The sequence below is a fragment of the Streptomyces sp. NPDC054834 genome (assembly GCF_053611185.1).
The window spans coordinates 378,752-393,312 of the sequence record NZ_JBSGZV010000002.1; the positions used below are offsets into that span (position 1 = coordinate 378,752).

Sequence of the window (14,561 nt, forward strand, 5' to 3'; positions counted from 1 at the left end):
GCCGAAGTGACCGAAGTACAGGTGCAGATGTGACGGAGGTGCAGGGCGATGGCCGGTTTCCGGAGTCTGGCGAGACAGGTGCGCGATCCGCGGTGCGATCTGGCGCTGCGGCGCTACTCGCTGCGCAAGTGCCTCGAGCGGTTCGCTCCGTACGGGCACAGGGCGACCTGGGACCATCTGTGCTCCCGGGCCGGGTTCGGTCCCGAGGACCGCTCCCCCGACCCGGCGCGGCTCGTGGCCGCGTTGGAGGAGTTGGAGGAGGCCCGGGCGGTCTGGCTCGCCTATGAGGTGGAGTTCGCCGAGCGCCGCAAGAAGGAGAAGCACGACGGGCTGCGCCGGCCGGGCAGCGTGGACGACTGGCACCGGCTGACCTGGGGCGGCTTCGGGGTCGCCTGGTGCGACGACCCCCGGGTCCACCCCGATGAACCCCTCGCGGAGGTGCTGCGGCGCCTGATCGCGGCCCTGGAGCGCGAACCGGGCTCGGCCTGCCCGGTGTGCGACGGGGACCGCCTCGCCTGGAAGTACGACCTGGACCACGAACCCTCGTCGGGCCCGGTCTGCGCGGACTGCGGGATTCTCGTGCCCCGTCCCGTGCTGACATCCGAGGCCCTGGCGTACTCCAGGCGCGGGCGGCTGCTGATATCGGCCTGACCGAGCGGGGGTGTGTCGGGGATGCCGCACCCCCCTTCTGTGACGGGGCCGTTGTCAGTGGTGACCGGCACCATGGAGGCATGGTGCAGGTGTGTCTCAACGGGCGCCGAGGGGGCGCCGACGGCTCGTGCGTGCCGCTGTCTCCCGAGACGATGGCCGAGTCGGCGGCCGAGGCCGTCACGGCGGGGGCCACGGAGGTGCACGTCCACCCCAGGACGCCGTGCGGCCAGGACAGTCTGTCCCCGCGCGTGGTCGCGGCGACCGTCGAGGCGATACGGGCGCGGGTGTCGGTGCCGGTCGGTGTGACCACCGGTGCCTGGGCCGCCCCCGATCCGGCGGTCCGGCTCGACCGGGTGCGCGGCTGGTCGGTGCTGCCCGACTTCGCCTCGGTCAACTGGCACGAGCCGGGCGCGGAGGAGATCGCCGAGCAGCTGATCAGCATGGGCGTCGGCGTGGAAGCGGGGATCTGGTCCGGGACGGACGGGGCGACCCGTTTCGCGGCGTCACCGCTCCGCCCGAGGGTGTTGCGCATACTGGCCGAGGTGACGGACCCCGATCCGGACACCGCTGAGGCGTCGGCGCGCTCCCTGCTGTCCGGTCTCGGCCGGACCCACGGCCGGCCGGTGCTGCTGCACGGCGAGGAGGGCGGGGCGTGGCCGGTGCTGCGGCTGGCGGGACGGCTGGGGCTGGCGACGCGGATCGGGCTGGAGGACACGCTTCTCCTGCCGGACGGCCAACGGGCGCTGTCCAACGCCCAGTTGGTGACGGAGGCACTGCGGCCGGGACCCTAGCAGTCCCAAATCCGGTCGCTCCACCCCTTTCCCGCCCGGACAGTTGGGGTCGATGAAAGCCGTCTGAGCAGACCTCAGAGACCGACCTCAGGAGTCCCGATGTCGACGCTGCGCGTCACCGCCGAAGTGCTGACCGTCCACGAGCACCCCAACGCCGACGCACTCGAGCTGGCCCAGGTGGGCCTGTACCGTGCCGTCGTCGCCAAGGGCGCGTACCGCACCGGTGAGGCCGCCGTCTACATTCCCGAGCAGTCCGTGCTCCCGACCGGGCTGATCGAGGAGCTGGGCCTGACCGGGCGGCTCGCGGGCGGCAACCACGACCGGGTCAAGGCCGTGCGGCTGCGCGGGGAACTGTCACAGGGCATCGTGTGCCGGCCGAAGGCGCTGGCCGACGTCGACCTGGCGCGGGCCGCGGCCGAGGGCACCGACTTCGCGGAGCTGCTGGGCATCACCAAGTGGGTGCCGCCGGTCCCGTCCACCATGGACGGCGACGTGGAGTCCGCGCCCGAGCTGCTGCCCTGGGTCGACATCGAGAACATCCAGCGCTACCCCGGCATCTTCACGCCGGGCGAGCCGGTGGTGCTCACCGAGAAACTGCACGGCTCGGCCTGCCTGCTGACGTATGTCGCCGACGAGGACCGGGTGTATGTCTCCTCCAAGGGATTCGGCGCCAAGTCCCTGGCCCTCAAGGAGGACCCGCGCAACCTGTACTGGCGGGCGGTGCGCGGACACGGCGTCGCCGAGGTCGCCGCGCGGCTCGCTCGGCGGCTGGGGGCGCGACGGGTCGGGATCTTCGGGGAGGTGTACGGCTCGGGCGTGCAGGACCTGACCTACGGGGCCGACGGGCGGCGCGAGACGCTCGGGTACGCGGCGTTCGACGTGTCCGCCGAGGTCGACGGGGCGGTGCGCTGGCTCGACGCGACGGAGTCGCTGGAGCGGGAACTGCCTCTGGTGCCACGGCTGTTCGAGGGGGCGTACGACATCGAGCGGGTGCTGGAGCTCGCCGGCGGGCGGGAGACCGTGTCCGGGCGGGAGCTGCATCTGCGGGAGGGAGTCGTGATCCGGCCCGCGGTGGAACGGTACAGCCCCGTGACCGGGGGACGGGCGATCGCCAAGGCGGTCAGCCCGGCCTATCTGACGCGAAAGGGTGGGACGGAGTACGAGTGAGCCGGCCGGCGGCCGATCGATTGCCCGGGGCCGGCGCCCGGGGCAAGGGACGCGCCCCGGCGCTACAGGGTGCCGCCGCGCCCACCCGTGCCGCCCGGCGGGGGGCGGGGGCTGCCGCCCCCAGCCGGCCGCGGTGCCCATCCGACCCCGCCGGCACCGCGGCCGCCACCCGTCCGGCTCAGTGCCGGGGGGACTCCACCAGCAGCCGGGAGCCCGCCCGCCGTTCACCGAACGCGTCGTCCGGGTTGGACAGGACGCACGCGCTGAAGGAGAGGCAGCCGCAGCCGATGCAGTCGGTGAGGTGATCGCGGAGGCGGCTCAGCTGTTTGATGCGCTCGTCGAGTTCGGAGCGCCAGGCCTCGGAGAGGCGGGCCCAGTCCTCGCGGGTGGGGGTGCGCTCCTCGGGTAGTTCGGCGAGGGCCTCGCGGATCGTGGCCAGCGGGATGCCGACGCGCTGGGCGGCACGCACGAAGGCGACGCGGCGCAGCGCGTCGCGGGTGTAGCGGCGCTGGTTGCCGGGCGTGCGCCGGCTGCTGATGAGGCCCTTGGACTCGTAGAAGTGCAGGGCGGAGACGGAGGCACCACTGCGCGCGGACAGCTGGCCGACGGTCAGCTCGTGGATCTTCTCGGGGATCTGGGGCACTCCCCCGAGCCTACCGACCCCCACCGGACGCCTGTCGTTGACATCGCCTCCCGCACCGACCATGCTAAGCAGTCGCTTAGGCATGCCATCGACACCGTGACGCGAGAGGCCCTGGACATGGCGGAACCGAGGATCTTCACCTCCCCCGACGAGCTGAAGGCGGCCGTGGGCGAGCAGCTGGGCCACACCGACTGGCTGGAGGTCGACCAGAAGCGGATCGACCTCTTCGCGGACGCCACCGGCGACCACCAGTGGATCCACATCGACCCGGACAAGGCCGCCGCCGGCCCGTTCGGGACGACCATCGCGCACGGGTATCTGACCCTGTCGCTGCTGCCGCTCTTCGGCCCCCAGCTGATCAAGGTCGAGGGCGTGAAGATGGGCGTCAACTACGGCACGAACAAGGTCCGCTTCCCCGCCCCCGTACCCGTCGGCTCCCGGCTGCGCGCCACCGCGCAGATCACCGGCGTCGAGGACGTCACCGGCGGCGTCCAGGTCACCGTGGCCTTCACCGTGGAGCGCGAGGGCGGCGACAAGCCGGTCTGCGTCGCGGAGTCGGTGGCCCGCTACTACCTCTGAGCGGGCCGAGCGGTCCTACCCGGCCCCGACCATCCGCAGCACGAGGTCGGCGTAGAGCGCGCCGACCTCCTCGGGCGTGCGGGGACCGTCCACGTTGAACCAGCGGGCGACGTCGATGCACAGGGACAGCACCGCGAGGGTGGTGCCGTGCACGTCGAGCACCTGGAACTCGCCGGAGGCCACGCCCTCGTCGATGATCCCGCGCACCTCCGCGTCCACCTGGCGGCGCAGCGCGAGGATCTCGGCGCGGGCGTCCGGCCCGAGCGCGTCCAGTTCGTACTGCACGACCCGGGCGGTCGTCCGCCGCCCGGCGTGCCACCGCACGAAGGAGCTCACCGCCTCGGCGAGCCGCTGCGTGGCACTGCCCTCGCCCCGGGCCGCCGTGCGCAGGATCTCCAGGGCCTTGTCGTGGCCGATCCGGCTGATGCGGTGGAGGAGCTCTTCCTTCGTCTTGTAGTGGATGTAGAGCGCGGCCGGGCTCATGCCCGCGCGGCCGGCGATGTCGCGGGTCGTCGTCGCGTGGTAGCCGCGCTCGGCGAAGGCCTCCACGGCGGCGACGAGCAGTCGCCGCGCCGCGTCAGGGGTGACCTCTTCCCACGGCTCGATCTCGCCGCCGGCCGTCTCCTCCGCCGTACTCATCGCTCGTTCGCCCCTCTCGGTACAGGAGCTCCACCATACCGCCGAAGCTGAGCGAGCGCTTAGTGTGCCCGCTCAGAGCTTCTCGAACGGGCTCAACGCCCGCTCGGCCGACTCCTGCCGGTCCCGGATCACCTTGGCCAGGGTGAAGGCGGAGGTGACCAGGTACAGGACGGCGATACCGAGGAAGGCCCGCACCCAGGCGTCGGCGCTCAGCTTGAAGATGCCGATCGCGGTCGCCGCCATGGCGATGGAGAAGGACGCGACGGCCTGGCCGTAGAAGGCGGCCGTGTTCTGCTGCTTGCCCGATGTGTCACTCATGGAGAGAAGCATCGGCGGACGTGGCCCGCGCCACATCCGCCGAAGTACTCAGGTCGGTACTCAGAACGCCGAAACCCCCGTCAGCGCCCGCCCGATGAGCAGCTTCTGTATCTGGCTGGTGCCCTCGTAGAGGGTCATCACCCGGGCGTCGCGCAGCAGTTTGCCCGCCGGGTACTCGTCGATGTAGCCGTAACCGCCGAAGACCTGGAGGGCGTTGTTCGCGGCGCGGACGGCCGCCTCGGAGGCGAAGAGCTTGGCCTTGGAGGACTCCACGGCGAAGGGCAGGCCGCGGTCGACGAGATCGGCGACCCGCCAGGTCAGCAGCCGGGCCGCGTCCACGTCGACGGCGATGTCGCTGATCAGTTCCTGGACGAGCTGGTGGTGGGCGATGCTCCTGCCGAACTGCTCGCGCTCCCCGGCGTAGCGGACCGCCGCGTCCAGCGCCGCCTGGGCGATGCCGACGCAGCCCGCCGCGACCGACATCCGGCCCTTGGCGAGGGCGGACATGGCGACGGAGAAGCCCTTGCCCTCCTCGCCCAGCATCGCGGAGGCGGGTACCCGCACGTCCTCGAGGACCAGTTCGGCGGTCGCCTGCCCGCGCAGGCCGAGCTTGCCGTGGATGGCGCGGCGGGTCAGGCCCGGGGTGTCGGTGGGCACGAGGAAGGCGGAGACGCCCTTGTGGCCGGGGGCGTCCGTGGAGCGGGCGAAGAGCAGGACGACATCGGCCCAGGTGCCGTTGGTGATGAACATCTTGGTGCCGTTGATGACGTAGTCTCCGCCCTCGCGCACCGCGCGGGTGGCGAGGTTGCCCGCGTCGGACCCGGTCCCCGGCTCGGTCAGGCCGAAGCAGCCGACGTACTCGCCGGAGGTGAGCCCGGGCAGCCAGCGCCGCTTCTGCTCCTCGTCCCCCCAGGCGGCGATCGACTTGGCGACCAGGCCGAGCGAGACGGAGACGATTCCGCGCACGGAGGAGTCGCCGCGGCCCAGCTCCTCGGTGACCAGGCAGTACGCCAGGTGGTCGCCGCCGGAGCCGCCGTACTCCTCGTCGATGGTCAGACCGAGGAAACCGAGCTGACCGAGCTGCTTCACGATGCCGCGGTCGACCTCCTCGGCCCGGTCCCAGGCGACCACGTGCGGGGTGATCTCACGTGCCACGAAGTCCTGGGCGAGTTCCCGGACCGCGGTCTGCTCCTCACTGAGCCCCAGGTACACCACGAGATCACCTCATTTGAAAGCTGCACATTTAAATTAGCACTGCTAGTTTCAGTGCGCAGCCCTACTATGTGCGCCATGGCCCGACCGCGCAAGCCCCTCCTCAGCACCGACCGGATCGTCGCGACGGCACGGGAACTCGTGGACGCGGAAGGCCTGTCGGCCGTCTCCACCCGCCGGCTCGCCGCCGAACTGGGCGTGAGCGGGCCCTCGCTCTACAACCACTTCCGCACCAAGGACGAGATCCTGGAGGCGGTGGCCGACTCGGTGAGCGCCCAGGTCGAGCTGTCGATGTTCGAGGACGGCCGGGACTGGCGGACCGCGCTGCACGACTGGGCCGTCTCCTACCGGGCCGCCCTGCGCGACCATCCGAACATCGTCCCGGTGCTGGCCCGCGGCCCCGGCCGCCGCCCGGCCGCGCTGCGCCTGGCCGACGCCGTCTACGGCGCGATGGTGGACGCGGGCTGGCCCCCGGCGCAGGCCACCTCCATCGGCGCGCTGATGCGGTACTTCATCATGGGCTCCGCGCTGGGCTCCTTCGCCGGGGGCTTCGTGGACGACGAGAGCGCGTACGACCCCGCGGACTATCCCCACCTCGGCCAGGCCCACCGGCTCGCCGACCAGCCGGAGAAGATCGACGAGCGGGCCTTCGAGACGGGCCTGACGGCACTGCTGGACGGGCTGGTGCGGCAGTACGAGCAGGTCGGCCGAGGTGAGTAGCCGCAAGGGCGGGCGACACTTCGGCGGTCACCGAAGTGTCGGTGCCGCATGCTGGAAGGCATGACCACCAAGGACCCCCAGGCACGGGGCCTCGCGGCGCTCGCCGGGCTGATCGCCGACGAGACGCGGGCCGCGTGTCTGCTGGCGCTGCTGGACGGGCGGGCCTGGACGGCCGGTGAGCTGGCCCGGCACGCCGGGGTCGCCGCGTCGACGCTCAGCGAGCACCTGGGCAAGCTGGTCGCCGGAGGGCTGCTCGCCGAGGAACGGCAGGGCCGGCACCGGTATGTCCGGCTGGCCGGCACGCGGGTCGCGCAGCTGGTGGAGGACCTGGCCGCCCAGGTCGCGCCCGCCGCCCGGCGCCCGCACACCCTGCGGGAGTCCAGCGCCGGGTCGGCCATGGCCCGGGGCCGTACCTGCTACGACCACCTCGCCGGCCGGCTGGGCATCGCGGTCACCGACGCGTTCACCGCGCGCGGGCTGCTGCAACAGGAGACCGGGTTCGCGCTCACGGACGCCGGTCTGAAGTGGTTCGGCTCGGTCGGCATCGGCCTGGAGCGCGGGGGCCGCCGGCCGCTGGCCCGCGCCTGCCTCGACTGGACCGAGCGCCGCCCCCACCTCGCGGGCGTCGCGGGCGCGGCCCTGTGCCGGCACGCCCTGGACGCGGGCTGGTGCGTGCGCATCGGCTCGGAGCGCGCGGTGAAGGTGACCGCGTCGGGCGAGCGGGCGCTGTCCGAACTGCTGGGGATAGCGGAGGGCGCGCTGTGCTAGCCCTGCCGGGGCGTCACGGGGGTGGGGGCTGTGCGGGTGCCGGGTGCGGGTGCGCGTGGGCCCGTCGCGCAGTTGCCCCCGCCCCTGGGCAGGTCGACTCGCCCCGCGTCGGAGCGGCCCCGCACTCCGTCCGATTTCCGCCAGCCCTTCGCCCCGCCCGTCCCTAGCCTGAGGAGCATGATGAACCCCACCCCGTCCCCGGCCGCCCGTCGCCCCGAGGTGCTCGCCGCCGGCGCGGCCGTCGTCACCGTCGTGCTGTGGGCCTCCGCCTTCGTGTCGATCCGCAGCGCGGGCGCCGCGTACTCGCCGGGCGCGCTGGCGCTCGGACGCCTGCTGTCCGGAGCGCTGGCGCTCGGGCTGATCTGTCTGGTCCGGCGGGAGGGGCTGCCGCCGAGGTCGGCCTGGCGCGGGATCGCGATATCCGGGCTGCTCTGGTTCGGCTGCTACATGGTGGTCCTGAACTGGGGCGAGCAGCAGGTCGACGCGGGTACGGCAGCCCTGGTCGTGAACATCGGCCCGCTGCTGATCGCCCTGCTCGGCGCGCGGCTGCTCGGCGATCCGATGCCGCCGCGGCTGCTGGCGGGGATGGCGGTGTCGTTCGCCGGCGCGGTGACCGTGGGGCTGTCGATGTCCGGCGGGGGCGGTTCCTCGCTGCTCGGGGTGGCGCTGTGCCTGCTCGCGGCGGTCGCGTACGCCTCCGGGGTGGTCGCCCAGAAGCCCGCCCTGGCCCGGGCGAGCGCGCTCCAGGTGACGACGTGGGGGTGTCTCGTCGGGGCCGTGGTCTGCCTGCCGTTCGCCGGGCGGCTGGTGCACGACGCGGCCGACGCCCCGCTCTCGGCCACGCTCAACATGGTCTACCTGGGTGTCTTCCCGACCGCGCTGGCCTTCACGACCTGGGCGTACGCCCTCGCCCGCACCACCGCGAGCCGCATGGGCGCGACCACGTACGCGGTGCCCGCGCTGGTCGTGCTGATGTCCTGGCTGGCGCTCGGCGAGGTGCCGGGACTGCTGACGCTGGCGGGCGGGGCGCTGTGTCTGGCGGGTGTGGCGGTGTCCCGGTCCCGGGCGCGGGCGTCCCGGGTCGCTGCCGCCGAGCCGGAGCAGCGACCCGAGCGGGTGTCCTGACCTGGTTCAGAACACCACCAGGGCCCGGCCGCCCTTGCCCGCCAGCATGTTGTCGAAGGCCGCCGGGATGCCGTCGAGGGCGATCCGCTCGGTGACCAGCGCGCCGAGGTCCAGGCGGCCCGCCCGTACGTGCTCGGCGAGCACGGGCAGGTCACGGGCCGGGTCGCAGTTGCCGTAGACGCAGCCGGACAGGGTGCGGCCCCAGTGGAAGATCTCGAGGGCGTTGAAGGTGACCTGCTCGTCCTTGCCGCCGATGCCGACGACCGTCGTACGGCCGCCCCGGCGGGTGGACTCCCAGGCCGCGCGCATGCTGACCGCGCGGCCCACGCACTCCACGGCGACGTCGACGCCCTGCTTGCCGGTGAGGGCGCGGATCTCGCGCGGGGTGTTCTCGGAGGCGAGGACGTAGTCGGTGGCGCCCGCGCCGCGGGCCAGTTCCTCCTTCCCGGGGGAGACGTCCACGGCGATGATCCGGGCGGCTCCGGCGATCCGGGCCGCCTGGAGGGTGGCGAGGCCGACACCGCCCACGCCGAACACCGCGACCGTCTCGCCCGGCTGCACCCCGGCCGAGTGGTGGACGGCGCCGTAGCCGGTGAGGACGGCGCAGCCGAGGAGGGCCGCGTCGGTGAGCGGGACGCCGTCCGGGAGGGGCAGTACGCAGGACGCGGAGACGACCGTCTCCTCGGCGAACGCGGCGACGTTCAGGCCGGGGTGGAGCTCGGTGCCGTCGGTGGTACGGGCGTACACGTCGGCGGCGCCGTTCAGGGCGTTGCCGCACAGCCAGACCTCGCCCAGCGTGCAGGCGTGGCAACTGCCGCAGGCCGGGGCCCAGTTGAGGACCACGGGTGCGCCGGGGGCCAGGTCGGTGACGCCCTCCCCCACGGCCACCACCGTGCCCGCGCCCTCGTGGCCGAGGACCGCCGGGACCGGTACGCGCATGGTGCCGTTGGACAGTGACAGATCGGAGTGGCAGACGCCGGCGGCGGCGAGGCGGACGCGCACCTGCCCGGGGCCCGGGTCGGGGAGCTCGATGCCGGTGATCTCCAGGGGTGCGCCGATGGCGGGCAGGACAGCGGCTCGTACGGCCATGACTCGCGGCTTCCTTAAAACTGGAGGGACTTGGTCTGGAGGTACTCGGTGAGTCCGTGGGCGCCGAGTTCGCGGCCGACCCCGGACTGCTTGTAACCGCCGAAGGGGGCGAGGGGGTTGAAGCGGCCGCCGTTGATGTCGACCTGGCCGGTGTCCATGCGGCGGGCGAAGTCCACCGCCTCGGCCTCGTCGCCCGCCCAGACGGCGCCCGCGAGGCCGTACACCGTGCCGTTGGCGATGCGCAGGGCGTCCTCCTCGTCCTCGTAGCGCAGGACGGTGAGGACCGGGCCGAAGATCTCCTCCTGGGCGATGGTCATCTCCGGGGTGACGTCGGCGAAGACGGTGGGGCTGACGTGGTAGCCGCGCTCGCGCGGGGCCTCGGGGCCGCCGGCCACCAGGCGGGCGCCCTCGGCGAGGCCCTTCTCGATGTAGCCGCGCACGCGGTCGCGCTGCCGCGCGTTCACCACCGGGCCGATGCGGTCGCCGTATTTGGCGGCGGCGGTCGCGGCCAGTTCCACGGCCTCCTCGTACCGGTCGGTGTGCACCAGCATGCGGGTCCAGGCGCTGCACGTCTGGCCGGAGTTGGTCATCACGTTGGCGACGCCGACGTTGACCGCCTTGGCGAGGTCGGCGCTCGGCAGGATCACGTTGGCGGACTTGCCGCCGAGTTCGAGGGCGACCTTCTTCAGCGCGCCGCCTGCCACCGCGCCGATCCGCCTGCCGACGGCGGTGGATCCGGTGAAGGAGACCAGGTCGACGTCCGGGTGCTCGACGAGGGCCTGGCCGGCGACCGGGCCGAGACCGGTGACCAGGTTGAACACCCCGGCGGGTACGCCCGCCTCGTGCACGGCCTCCGCGAAGAGCTGGGCGGTGAGCGGGGTGTCCTCGGCGGGCTTCAGGACGATCGTGCAGCCCGCGGCCAGCGCCGGGGCGGCCTTGGCGACGATCTGGTGCAGGGGGTAGTTCCAGGGGGTGATCGCGCCGACCACGCCCACCGGTTCGAGGTGGACGGTCGAGTTGCCGACCTTCTCCTCGAAGGGGTGGGTGGCGGCCAGCTCGGCGTACGAGCCCGCGACGGCGATCGGCACGGCCGCGTGCACGGCCTGCGACAGCTTCAGGGGCGAGCCCAGTTCCGCGGTGACCGTCTCGGCGATCTCCTCCTGGCGCGCCACGAGCACGTCCCGCAGCGCGGCCAGGCGGGCGGACCGCTCGGCCGGGGGCGTCGCGGCCCAGGCCCGGAGGGCGGCGCGGGCGGCTCGTACGGCGGTGTCGACGTCCTCGGCGGAGGCCGCCGGGACATGACCGATGACCTGCTCGTCGGCCGGGTTCACGACCTCGATCAGGTCGCCGCCGGCGGCGGGGCGCCAGGCGCCGTCGATGTAGAGGCCGTCGTGTGGCTTCATGCTGCTTCCTCCCGGCGGGGCGTGTCGTCCGGCTCGTGGGCCGCCGTACGGCTCACAAACTAGCGGCGATAGTTTTCGTGCGCCAGCACGCCCTTTTCGGGGCTCACTCTTCCAGGTCCGGCAGTCGCGCGGGGGACGGGGAGATCCGGTCGCCGTGCTGGTCGAAGACGAACAGGTGGGCGAGGTCGACGAGCAGGGGGATCTGCATGCCGTGGCGGAGCTGAAGATCGGGCGTGGTGCGCACGACCAGGTCGCCGGGCAGCCGGCCCTCCGGCGGCTCGGGTCCGGGGTCGGCACCGGCCGGATTTTCCAGGACCACCACCGGGCCGGCACGCAGTGAGCTCGCCCGTTCCCTCAGCCGGTCCAGGACGCCAGGGCCCTCCCTGCGGCGGCGCCGGGCGGGTCGGGCGACCGGGCGCGGGGCCTCCAGCTCCGGTACGACGGCGGGCCGTGAGCCGGTGTCGAAGTGGACCAGCATCTCGTGCCCCTGGAACTCCAGGTGCCGCACCAGGCCGGTGATCGGCACCTCCCCGGGGCGGGCGGCCTTGTGCTTGGCGATGCGGACGGCCTCCGAGCGCAGGCCGACGATCACCTCCCGGCCCTGCTGCACGCGCAGCAGGCGGTGGTCCAGGCAGAGGGGTTCGGGCAGGGGCAGGGCCTGCTTGCCGAGGCTGATGGTCATCGCGCCGTCCAGCGGGGCGCGGACCAGGCCGCGTATCAGATTGATGCGGGGGGTGCCGATGAAGGCGGCGACGAAGACATTGCGCGGGAGCGCGTACACCTCGCGCGGGGTGCCGACCTGCTGGAGGAGACCGCCGCGCAGGACGGCGACCCGGTCGCCGAGCGACATGGCCTCGGCCTGGTCGTGCGTGACGTACACCGTGGTGACGCCCAACTCGCGGGTGAGCTGGGATATTTCGGCGCGCAGATGGTTGCGCAGCTTGGCGTCGAGGTTGGACAGGGGCTCGTCCATCAGGAAGGCCGAGGGATGGCGGGCGATGGCCCTTCCCATGGCGACCCGCTGGCGTTCGCCGCCGGAGAGCTGGCTCGGGAAGCGGTCGAGCAGGTCCTCTATGCCGAGCATGCGGGCGGTGGCGTCCACGCGGGTGCGGGGGTCCGCGCCGGGGGTCTCGATGCGCAGCGGGAAGCCGATGTTGTCGCGGCTGGTCATGTTCGGGTAGAGCGCGAAGTTCTGGAAGACCATCGCGATGTCCCGGTCGGACGGGACGAGGTCGTTGGCGTACTCGCCGTCGAGCAGCAGCTCGCCCTCGTCGATCTCCTCCAGCCCGGCGATCATTCGCAGCACGGTGGACTTGCCGCAGCCGGACGGCCCGAGCAGCACGAGGAACTCCCCCGGCGTGATGTCCAGCGACAACCGGTCCACCACGCGGACACCTCGCGCGTAGGTCTTGCTCACATCGTGCAGGGAGATGGCGCGTGTCATGGCAGCTGTCCCCGGGGGCGGTCGTAAGAGGCCTGTGAGTCACGGAAGTTAACGGAATGTGTGCACCCGGGGGAAGGGATCGGCCGAGATCGGGCGAGCCGGTCCGCCAGGCGAGAAAGCGGACGGCACGATTCAGCACGGGGCCCTTGTCACCGCGGCGGTTCGGGACCTTGCGGCAAGCCACACCGAGCGGCGCAGCGTGCGCCCACCGACCGACGGTCCGCAAGCCTGCGACCCGGCACGCCGTCGCCGCGCCATGCCGGAGGCCATCGGTGGATGACCCCCGCCGGCCAGGGCGCTGCGACGAGGCCGTCGGCAGGCCTGGCGGCAGGAGCGTCAAGTGCAGCCGGCGCCCCGCACCGCAAACCACCGGCCGGCCCCCGCCACCGGATCAGCGCAGCCCGCGCGCCCAGCCGCTGCGGACGCCCGCCCACGAGCACCCGAAGCACCTGCCCCCGGCACGCGGGCCAAGGCGCCGCGACGAGGCCGTCGGCAGGCGGTGCCGAGTACAGCCGGTCAGCCGCACCGGAAACCGGCGGCCGGCGTGGTCCGTGAACCGCCGGAGGTCATCGGGTTGCGGTCAGGTGGGCGAAGACGACCACGTTGCTGGTGTAGCCCGTTCTGCGGTTGTAGAGGCCGCCGCAGGTGAGGACCCGCAGTTCGGGGCGGCGGCTCGGGCCGTACACCTCCTTGTCGGGGAAGTCGTCCTTGTCGAAGACGCGGACGCGGTCCACGGTGTAGACGGCGGTGCGGCCGTCGGCGCGCCCGGCCTCGATGCGGCTGCCCGAGGGCACCTGGGCGAGGGCGGCGAAGACCGCGGGGCCGGTCCGGGTGTCGCGGTGGCCGACGGCGATGGCCGTGCCCGTCTCACCGGGGGTGGGCCCGTCCTGGTACCAGCCGACGAGCTTGGGCCTGTCCAGCGGCGGCGTCTCCAGTTGGCGGTCGGGGCCGAGCCGTACACCGACGATCGGCGCGTCCACGCCCAGCGAGGGGACCCGCAAGGTGGTCGCCGGTGATCGTGGCAGGGGCTGGGGCGGGGGTGCGGCCCGCCCGGCCTGCGTGGGCCCGCCGGCCCCGGCCGGGCCGGCGGGCTCCTCGTGCCCGCCGCAGCGGACCACCGTCACCAGGACGGTGACGAGCACGGCCGTCCTGGCGAGGCGGTAGGCGCGGGTCCGGTGCCAGGGCCTGCGTCTGCGCCTACGCGGCACCATCGGGGCGCCGGCGGATCAGCCGGAAGTACACGGCTCCGCAGACCACGACCAGACCCACGGCAGCGGCCGCGGTCAGCGGGGTGTACGCCCCGGCCGTGTCGACGAGACCGCCACCGCCCGCGTGGACACCGCCCCGCGGACCATCGGCGTCGCCGCGCGACCCGTCGCCGTCGCCGCGCGCCCCGTCGCCCTCGTCGCGCGGACCGTCACCCTCGTGCGGGGCGGCCACCGCGTCATGCCCGTGGTCCTCGATGCGGCCGGGGTCCCCGCCGGGCCCGTGGTCCGGCTGGCCGTGGCAGTCGACGCGGAAGATCTTCTCCCTCGGCGTGGCGCCCGCGGTCCAGGTGAGCCGGTACTGCCCGTCCGCCAGCCCCAACGGGTCGGTGTGCCCGGCACCGGAGCCCGGGCCGAGCGCGATGGTCCCGGTCACGGTGGCACTGGTGGGCAGCGGCGGCTGAGCCACAATGGTGTACGCGACGCTCGGCAGCGTGTCGAAGTTGACGGCGTCGAGGTAGAACCGGCAGACCACGGGGTCGTCCTTCGAGACGCCGAAGGGCACGCCCACCCGGTGGATCCTGATGTCACCCGCCTCCCCTTGGGCCACGGCGCTCGGCGCCGCCAGCCAGGTGGCTCCCGCCGCGGTGAGGACGGTGAGGGCACCGACTCCGAGCCGGGTGCCGATGGCAGGTGGGAGTGTCAAGGTGGGCATGGGTACTCCTCCGAGTCAGACGATTTTCATACAAATCGACCTTTCATCTGACTCTCTTTCACAACCACCCCGGCCCTCGTGGCAGCGGCGCC

General features: G+C 73.1%; 16 protein-coding genes. 7 read left to right on the top strand and 9 right to left on the bottom strand.

Features of this window, described 5'->3' with window-relative positions; genetic code table 11:
* Nucleotides 1-48: 48 nt before the first annotated feature.
* From ACWGJM_RS04415 to ACWGJM_RS04425, 3 genes are all read left to right on the top strand, one after another.
* Nucleotides 49-651 carry a hypothetical protein gene (locus ACWGJM_RS04415; RefSeq protein WP_453410154.1) on the top strand — a complete coding sequence of 201 codons (603 nt, stop codon included), beginning with the start codon at nucleotides 49-51 and terminating at the stop codon, nucleotides 649-651.
* A gap of 80 nt (nucleotides 652-731) precedes the next feature.
* Nucleotides 732-1,442, top strand: a complete 711-nt coding sequence (locus ACWGJM_RS04420; RefSeq protein ID WP_453410155.1) for a 3-keto-5-aminohexanoate cleavage protein — start codon at nucleotides 732-734, stop codon at nucleotides 1,440-1,442.
* Between the two features lie 99 nt (nucleotides 1,443-1,541).
* A complete protein-coding gene (locus ACWGJM_RS04425; protein WP_453410156.1) occupies nucleotides 1,542-2,609 on the top strand; it encodes an RNA ligase (ATP) in 1,068 nt (355 codons plus the stop codon).
* Nucleotides 2,610-2,787: 178 nt separating this feature from the next.
* Here ACWGJM_RS04425 and soxR read toward each other — a convergent pair whose 3' ends face one another.
* Entirely contained in the window at nucleotides 2,788-3,252 is a 465-nt protein-coding gene (gene soxR / locus ACWGJM_RS04430; RefSeq protein WP_453410157.1) for a redox-sensitive transcriptional activator SoxR, read from the bottom strand.
* 117 nt (nucleotides 3,253-3,369) lie between these two features.
* Here soxR and ACWGJM_RS04435 point away from each other — a divergent pair, with 117 nt between their 5' ends.
* On the top strand, nucleotides 3,370-3,831 hold the full coding sequence (locus ACWGJM_RS04435) for a MaoC family dehydratase (protein WP_453410255.1): 462 nt from the start codon (nucleotides 3,370-3,372) through the stop codon (nucleotides 3,829-3,831).
* Between the two features lie 15 nt (nucleotides 3,832-3,846).
* On the opposite strand, the gene ACWGJM_RS04440 is transcribed toward ACWGJM_RS04435, so the two are convergent.
* The 3 genes from ACWGJM_RS04440 to ACWGJM_RS04450 all read right to left on the bottom strand — a co-directional run bounded on the left by ACWGJM_RS04440 (nucleotide 3,847) and on the right by ACWGJM_RS04450 (nucleotide 6,000).
* On the bottom strand, nucleotides 3,847-4,470 hold the full coding sequence (locus ACWGJM_RS04440; RefSeq protein ID WP_453410158.1) for a TetR/AcrR family transcriptional regulator: 624 nt from the start codon (nucleotides 4,468-4,470) through the stop codon (nucleotides 3,847-3,849).
* Between the two features lie 72 nt (nucleotides 4,471-4,542).
* The gene (locus ACWGJM_RS04445; RefSeq protein WP_453410159.1) at nucleotides 4,543-4,788 is read right to left on the bottom strand and encodes a YiaA/YiaB family inner membrane protein; all 246 of its coding nucleotides are present in this window, start codon (nucleotides 4,786-4,788) and stop codon (nucleotides 4,543-4,545) included.
* Between the two features lie 60 nt (nucleotides 4,789-4,848).
* On the bottom strand, nucleotides 4,849-6,000 hold the full coding sequence (locus ACWGJM_RS04450; RefSeq protein ID WP_453410256.1) for an acyl-CoA dehydrogenase family protein: 1,152 nt from the start codon (nucleotides 5,998-6,000) through the stop codon (nucleotides 4,849-4,851).
* Nucleotides 6,001-6,078: 78 nt separating this feature from the next.
* Between ACWGJM_RS04450 and ACWGJM_RS04455 the strand changes: the two genes are divergently transcribed.
* From ACWGJM_RS04455 to ACWGJM_RS04465, 3 genes are all read left to right on the top strand, one after another.
* Nucleotides 6,079-6,720 carry a TetR/AcrR family transcriptional regulator gene (locus ACWGJM_RS04455; protein WP_453410160.1) on the top strand — a complete coding sequence of 214 codons (642 nt, stop codon included), beginning with the start codon at nucleotides 6,079-6,081 and terminating at the stop codon, nucleotides 6,718-6,720.
* Between the two features lie 60 nt (nucleotides 6,721-6,780).
* Nucleotides 6,781-7,488 carry an ArsR/SmtB family transcription factor gene (locus tag ACWGJM_RS04460; protein ID WP_453410161.1) on the top strand — a complete coding sequence of 236 codons (708 nt, stop codon included), beginning with the start codon at nucleotides 6,781-6,783 and terminating at the stop codon, nucleotides 7,486-7,488.
* A 180-nt stretch (nucleotides 7,489-7,668) separates the two neighbouring features.
* Entirely contained in the window at nucleotides 7,669-8,613 is a 945-nt protein-coding gene (locus ACWGJM_RS04465) for a DMT family transporter (RefSeq protein WP_453410257.1), read from the top strand.
* A gap of 6 nt (nucleotides 8,614-8,619) precedes the next feature.
* On the opposite strand, the gene ACWGJM_RS04470 is transcribed toward ACWGJM_RS04465, so the two are convergent.
* The 5 genes from ACWGJM_RS04470 to ACWGJM_RS04490 all read right to left on the bottom strand — a co-directional run bounded on the left by ACWGJM_RS04470 (nucleotide 8,620) and on the right by ACWGJM_RS04490 (nucleotide 14,469).
* On the bottom strand, nucleotides 8,620-9,702 hold the full coding sequence (locus tag ACWGJM_RS04470) for a zinc-binding dehydrogenase (RefSeq protein ID WP_453410162.1): 1,083 nt from the start codon (nucleotides 9,700-9,702) through the stop codon (nucleotides 8,620-8,622).
* Nucleotides 9,703-9,716: 14 nt separating this feature from the next.
* Nucleotides 9,717-11,105, bottom strand: coding sequence for an aldehyde dehydrogenase family protein (locus tag ACWGJM_RS04475; protein ID WP_453410163.1), 1,389 nt, complete (start codon nucleotides 11,103-11,105; stop codon nucleotides 9,717-9,719).
* Between the two features lie 103 nt (nucleotides 11,106-11,208).
* A complete protein-coding gene (locus ACWGJM_RS04480; protein WP_453410164.1) occupies nucleotides 11,209-12,549 on the bottom strand; it encodes an ABC transporter ATP-binding protein in 1,341 nt (446 codons plus the stop codon).
* Nucleotides 12,550-13,115: 566 nt separating this feature from the next.
* Nucleotides 13,116-13,760 (bottom strand): class F sortase, encoded by a 645-nt coding sequence (locus ACWGJM_RS04485; protein WP_453410165.1) that lies wholly within the window; start codon nucleotides 13,758-13,760, stop codon nucleotides 13,116-13,118.
* Complete coding sequence (locus ACWGJM_RS04490) at nucleotides 13,747-14,469, bottom strand: hypothetical protein (protein ID WP_453410166.1); 723 nt, start codon at nucleotides 14,467-14,469, stop codon at nucleotides 13,747-13,749. Before ACWGJM_RS04490 ends, ACWGJM_RS04485 begins: the two co-directional genes overlap by 14 nt.
* Between the last annotated feature and the right edge of the window lie 92 nt (nucleotides 14,470-14,561).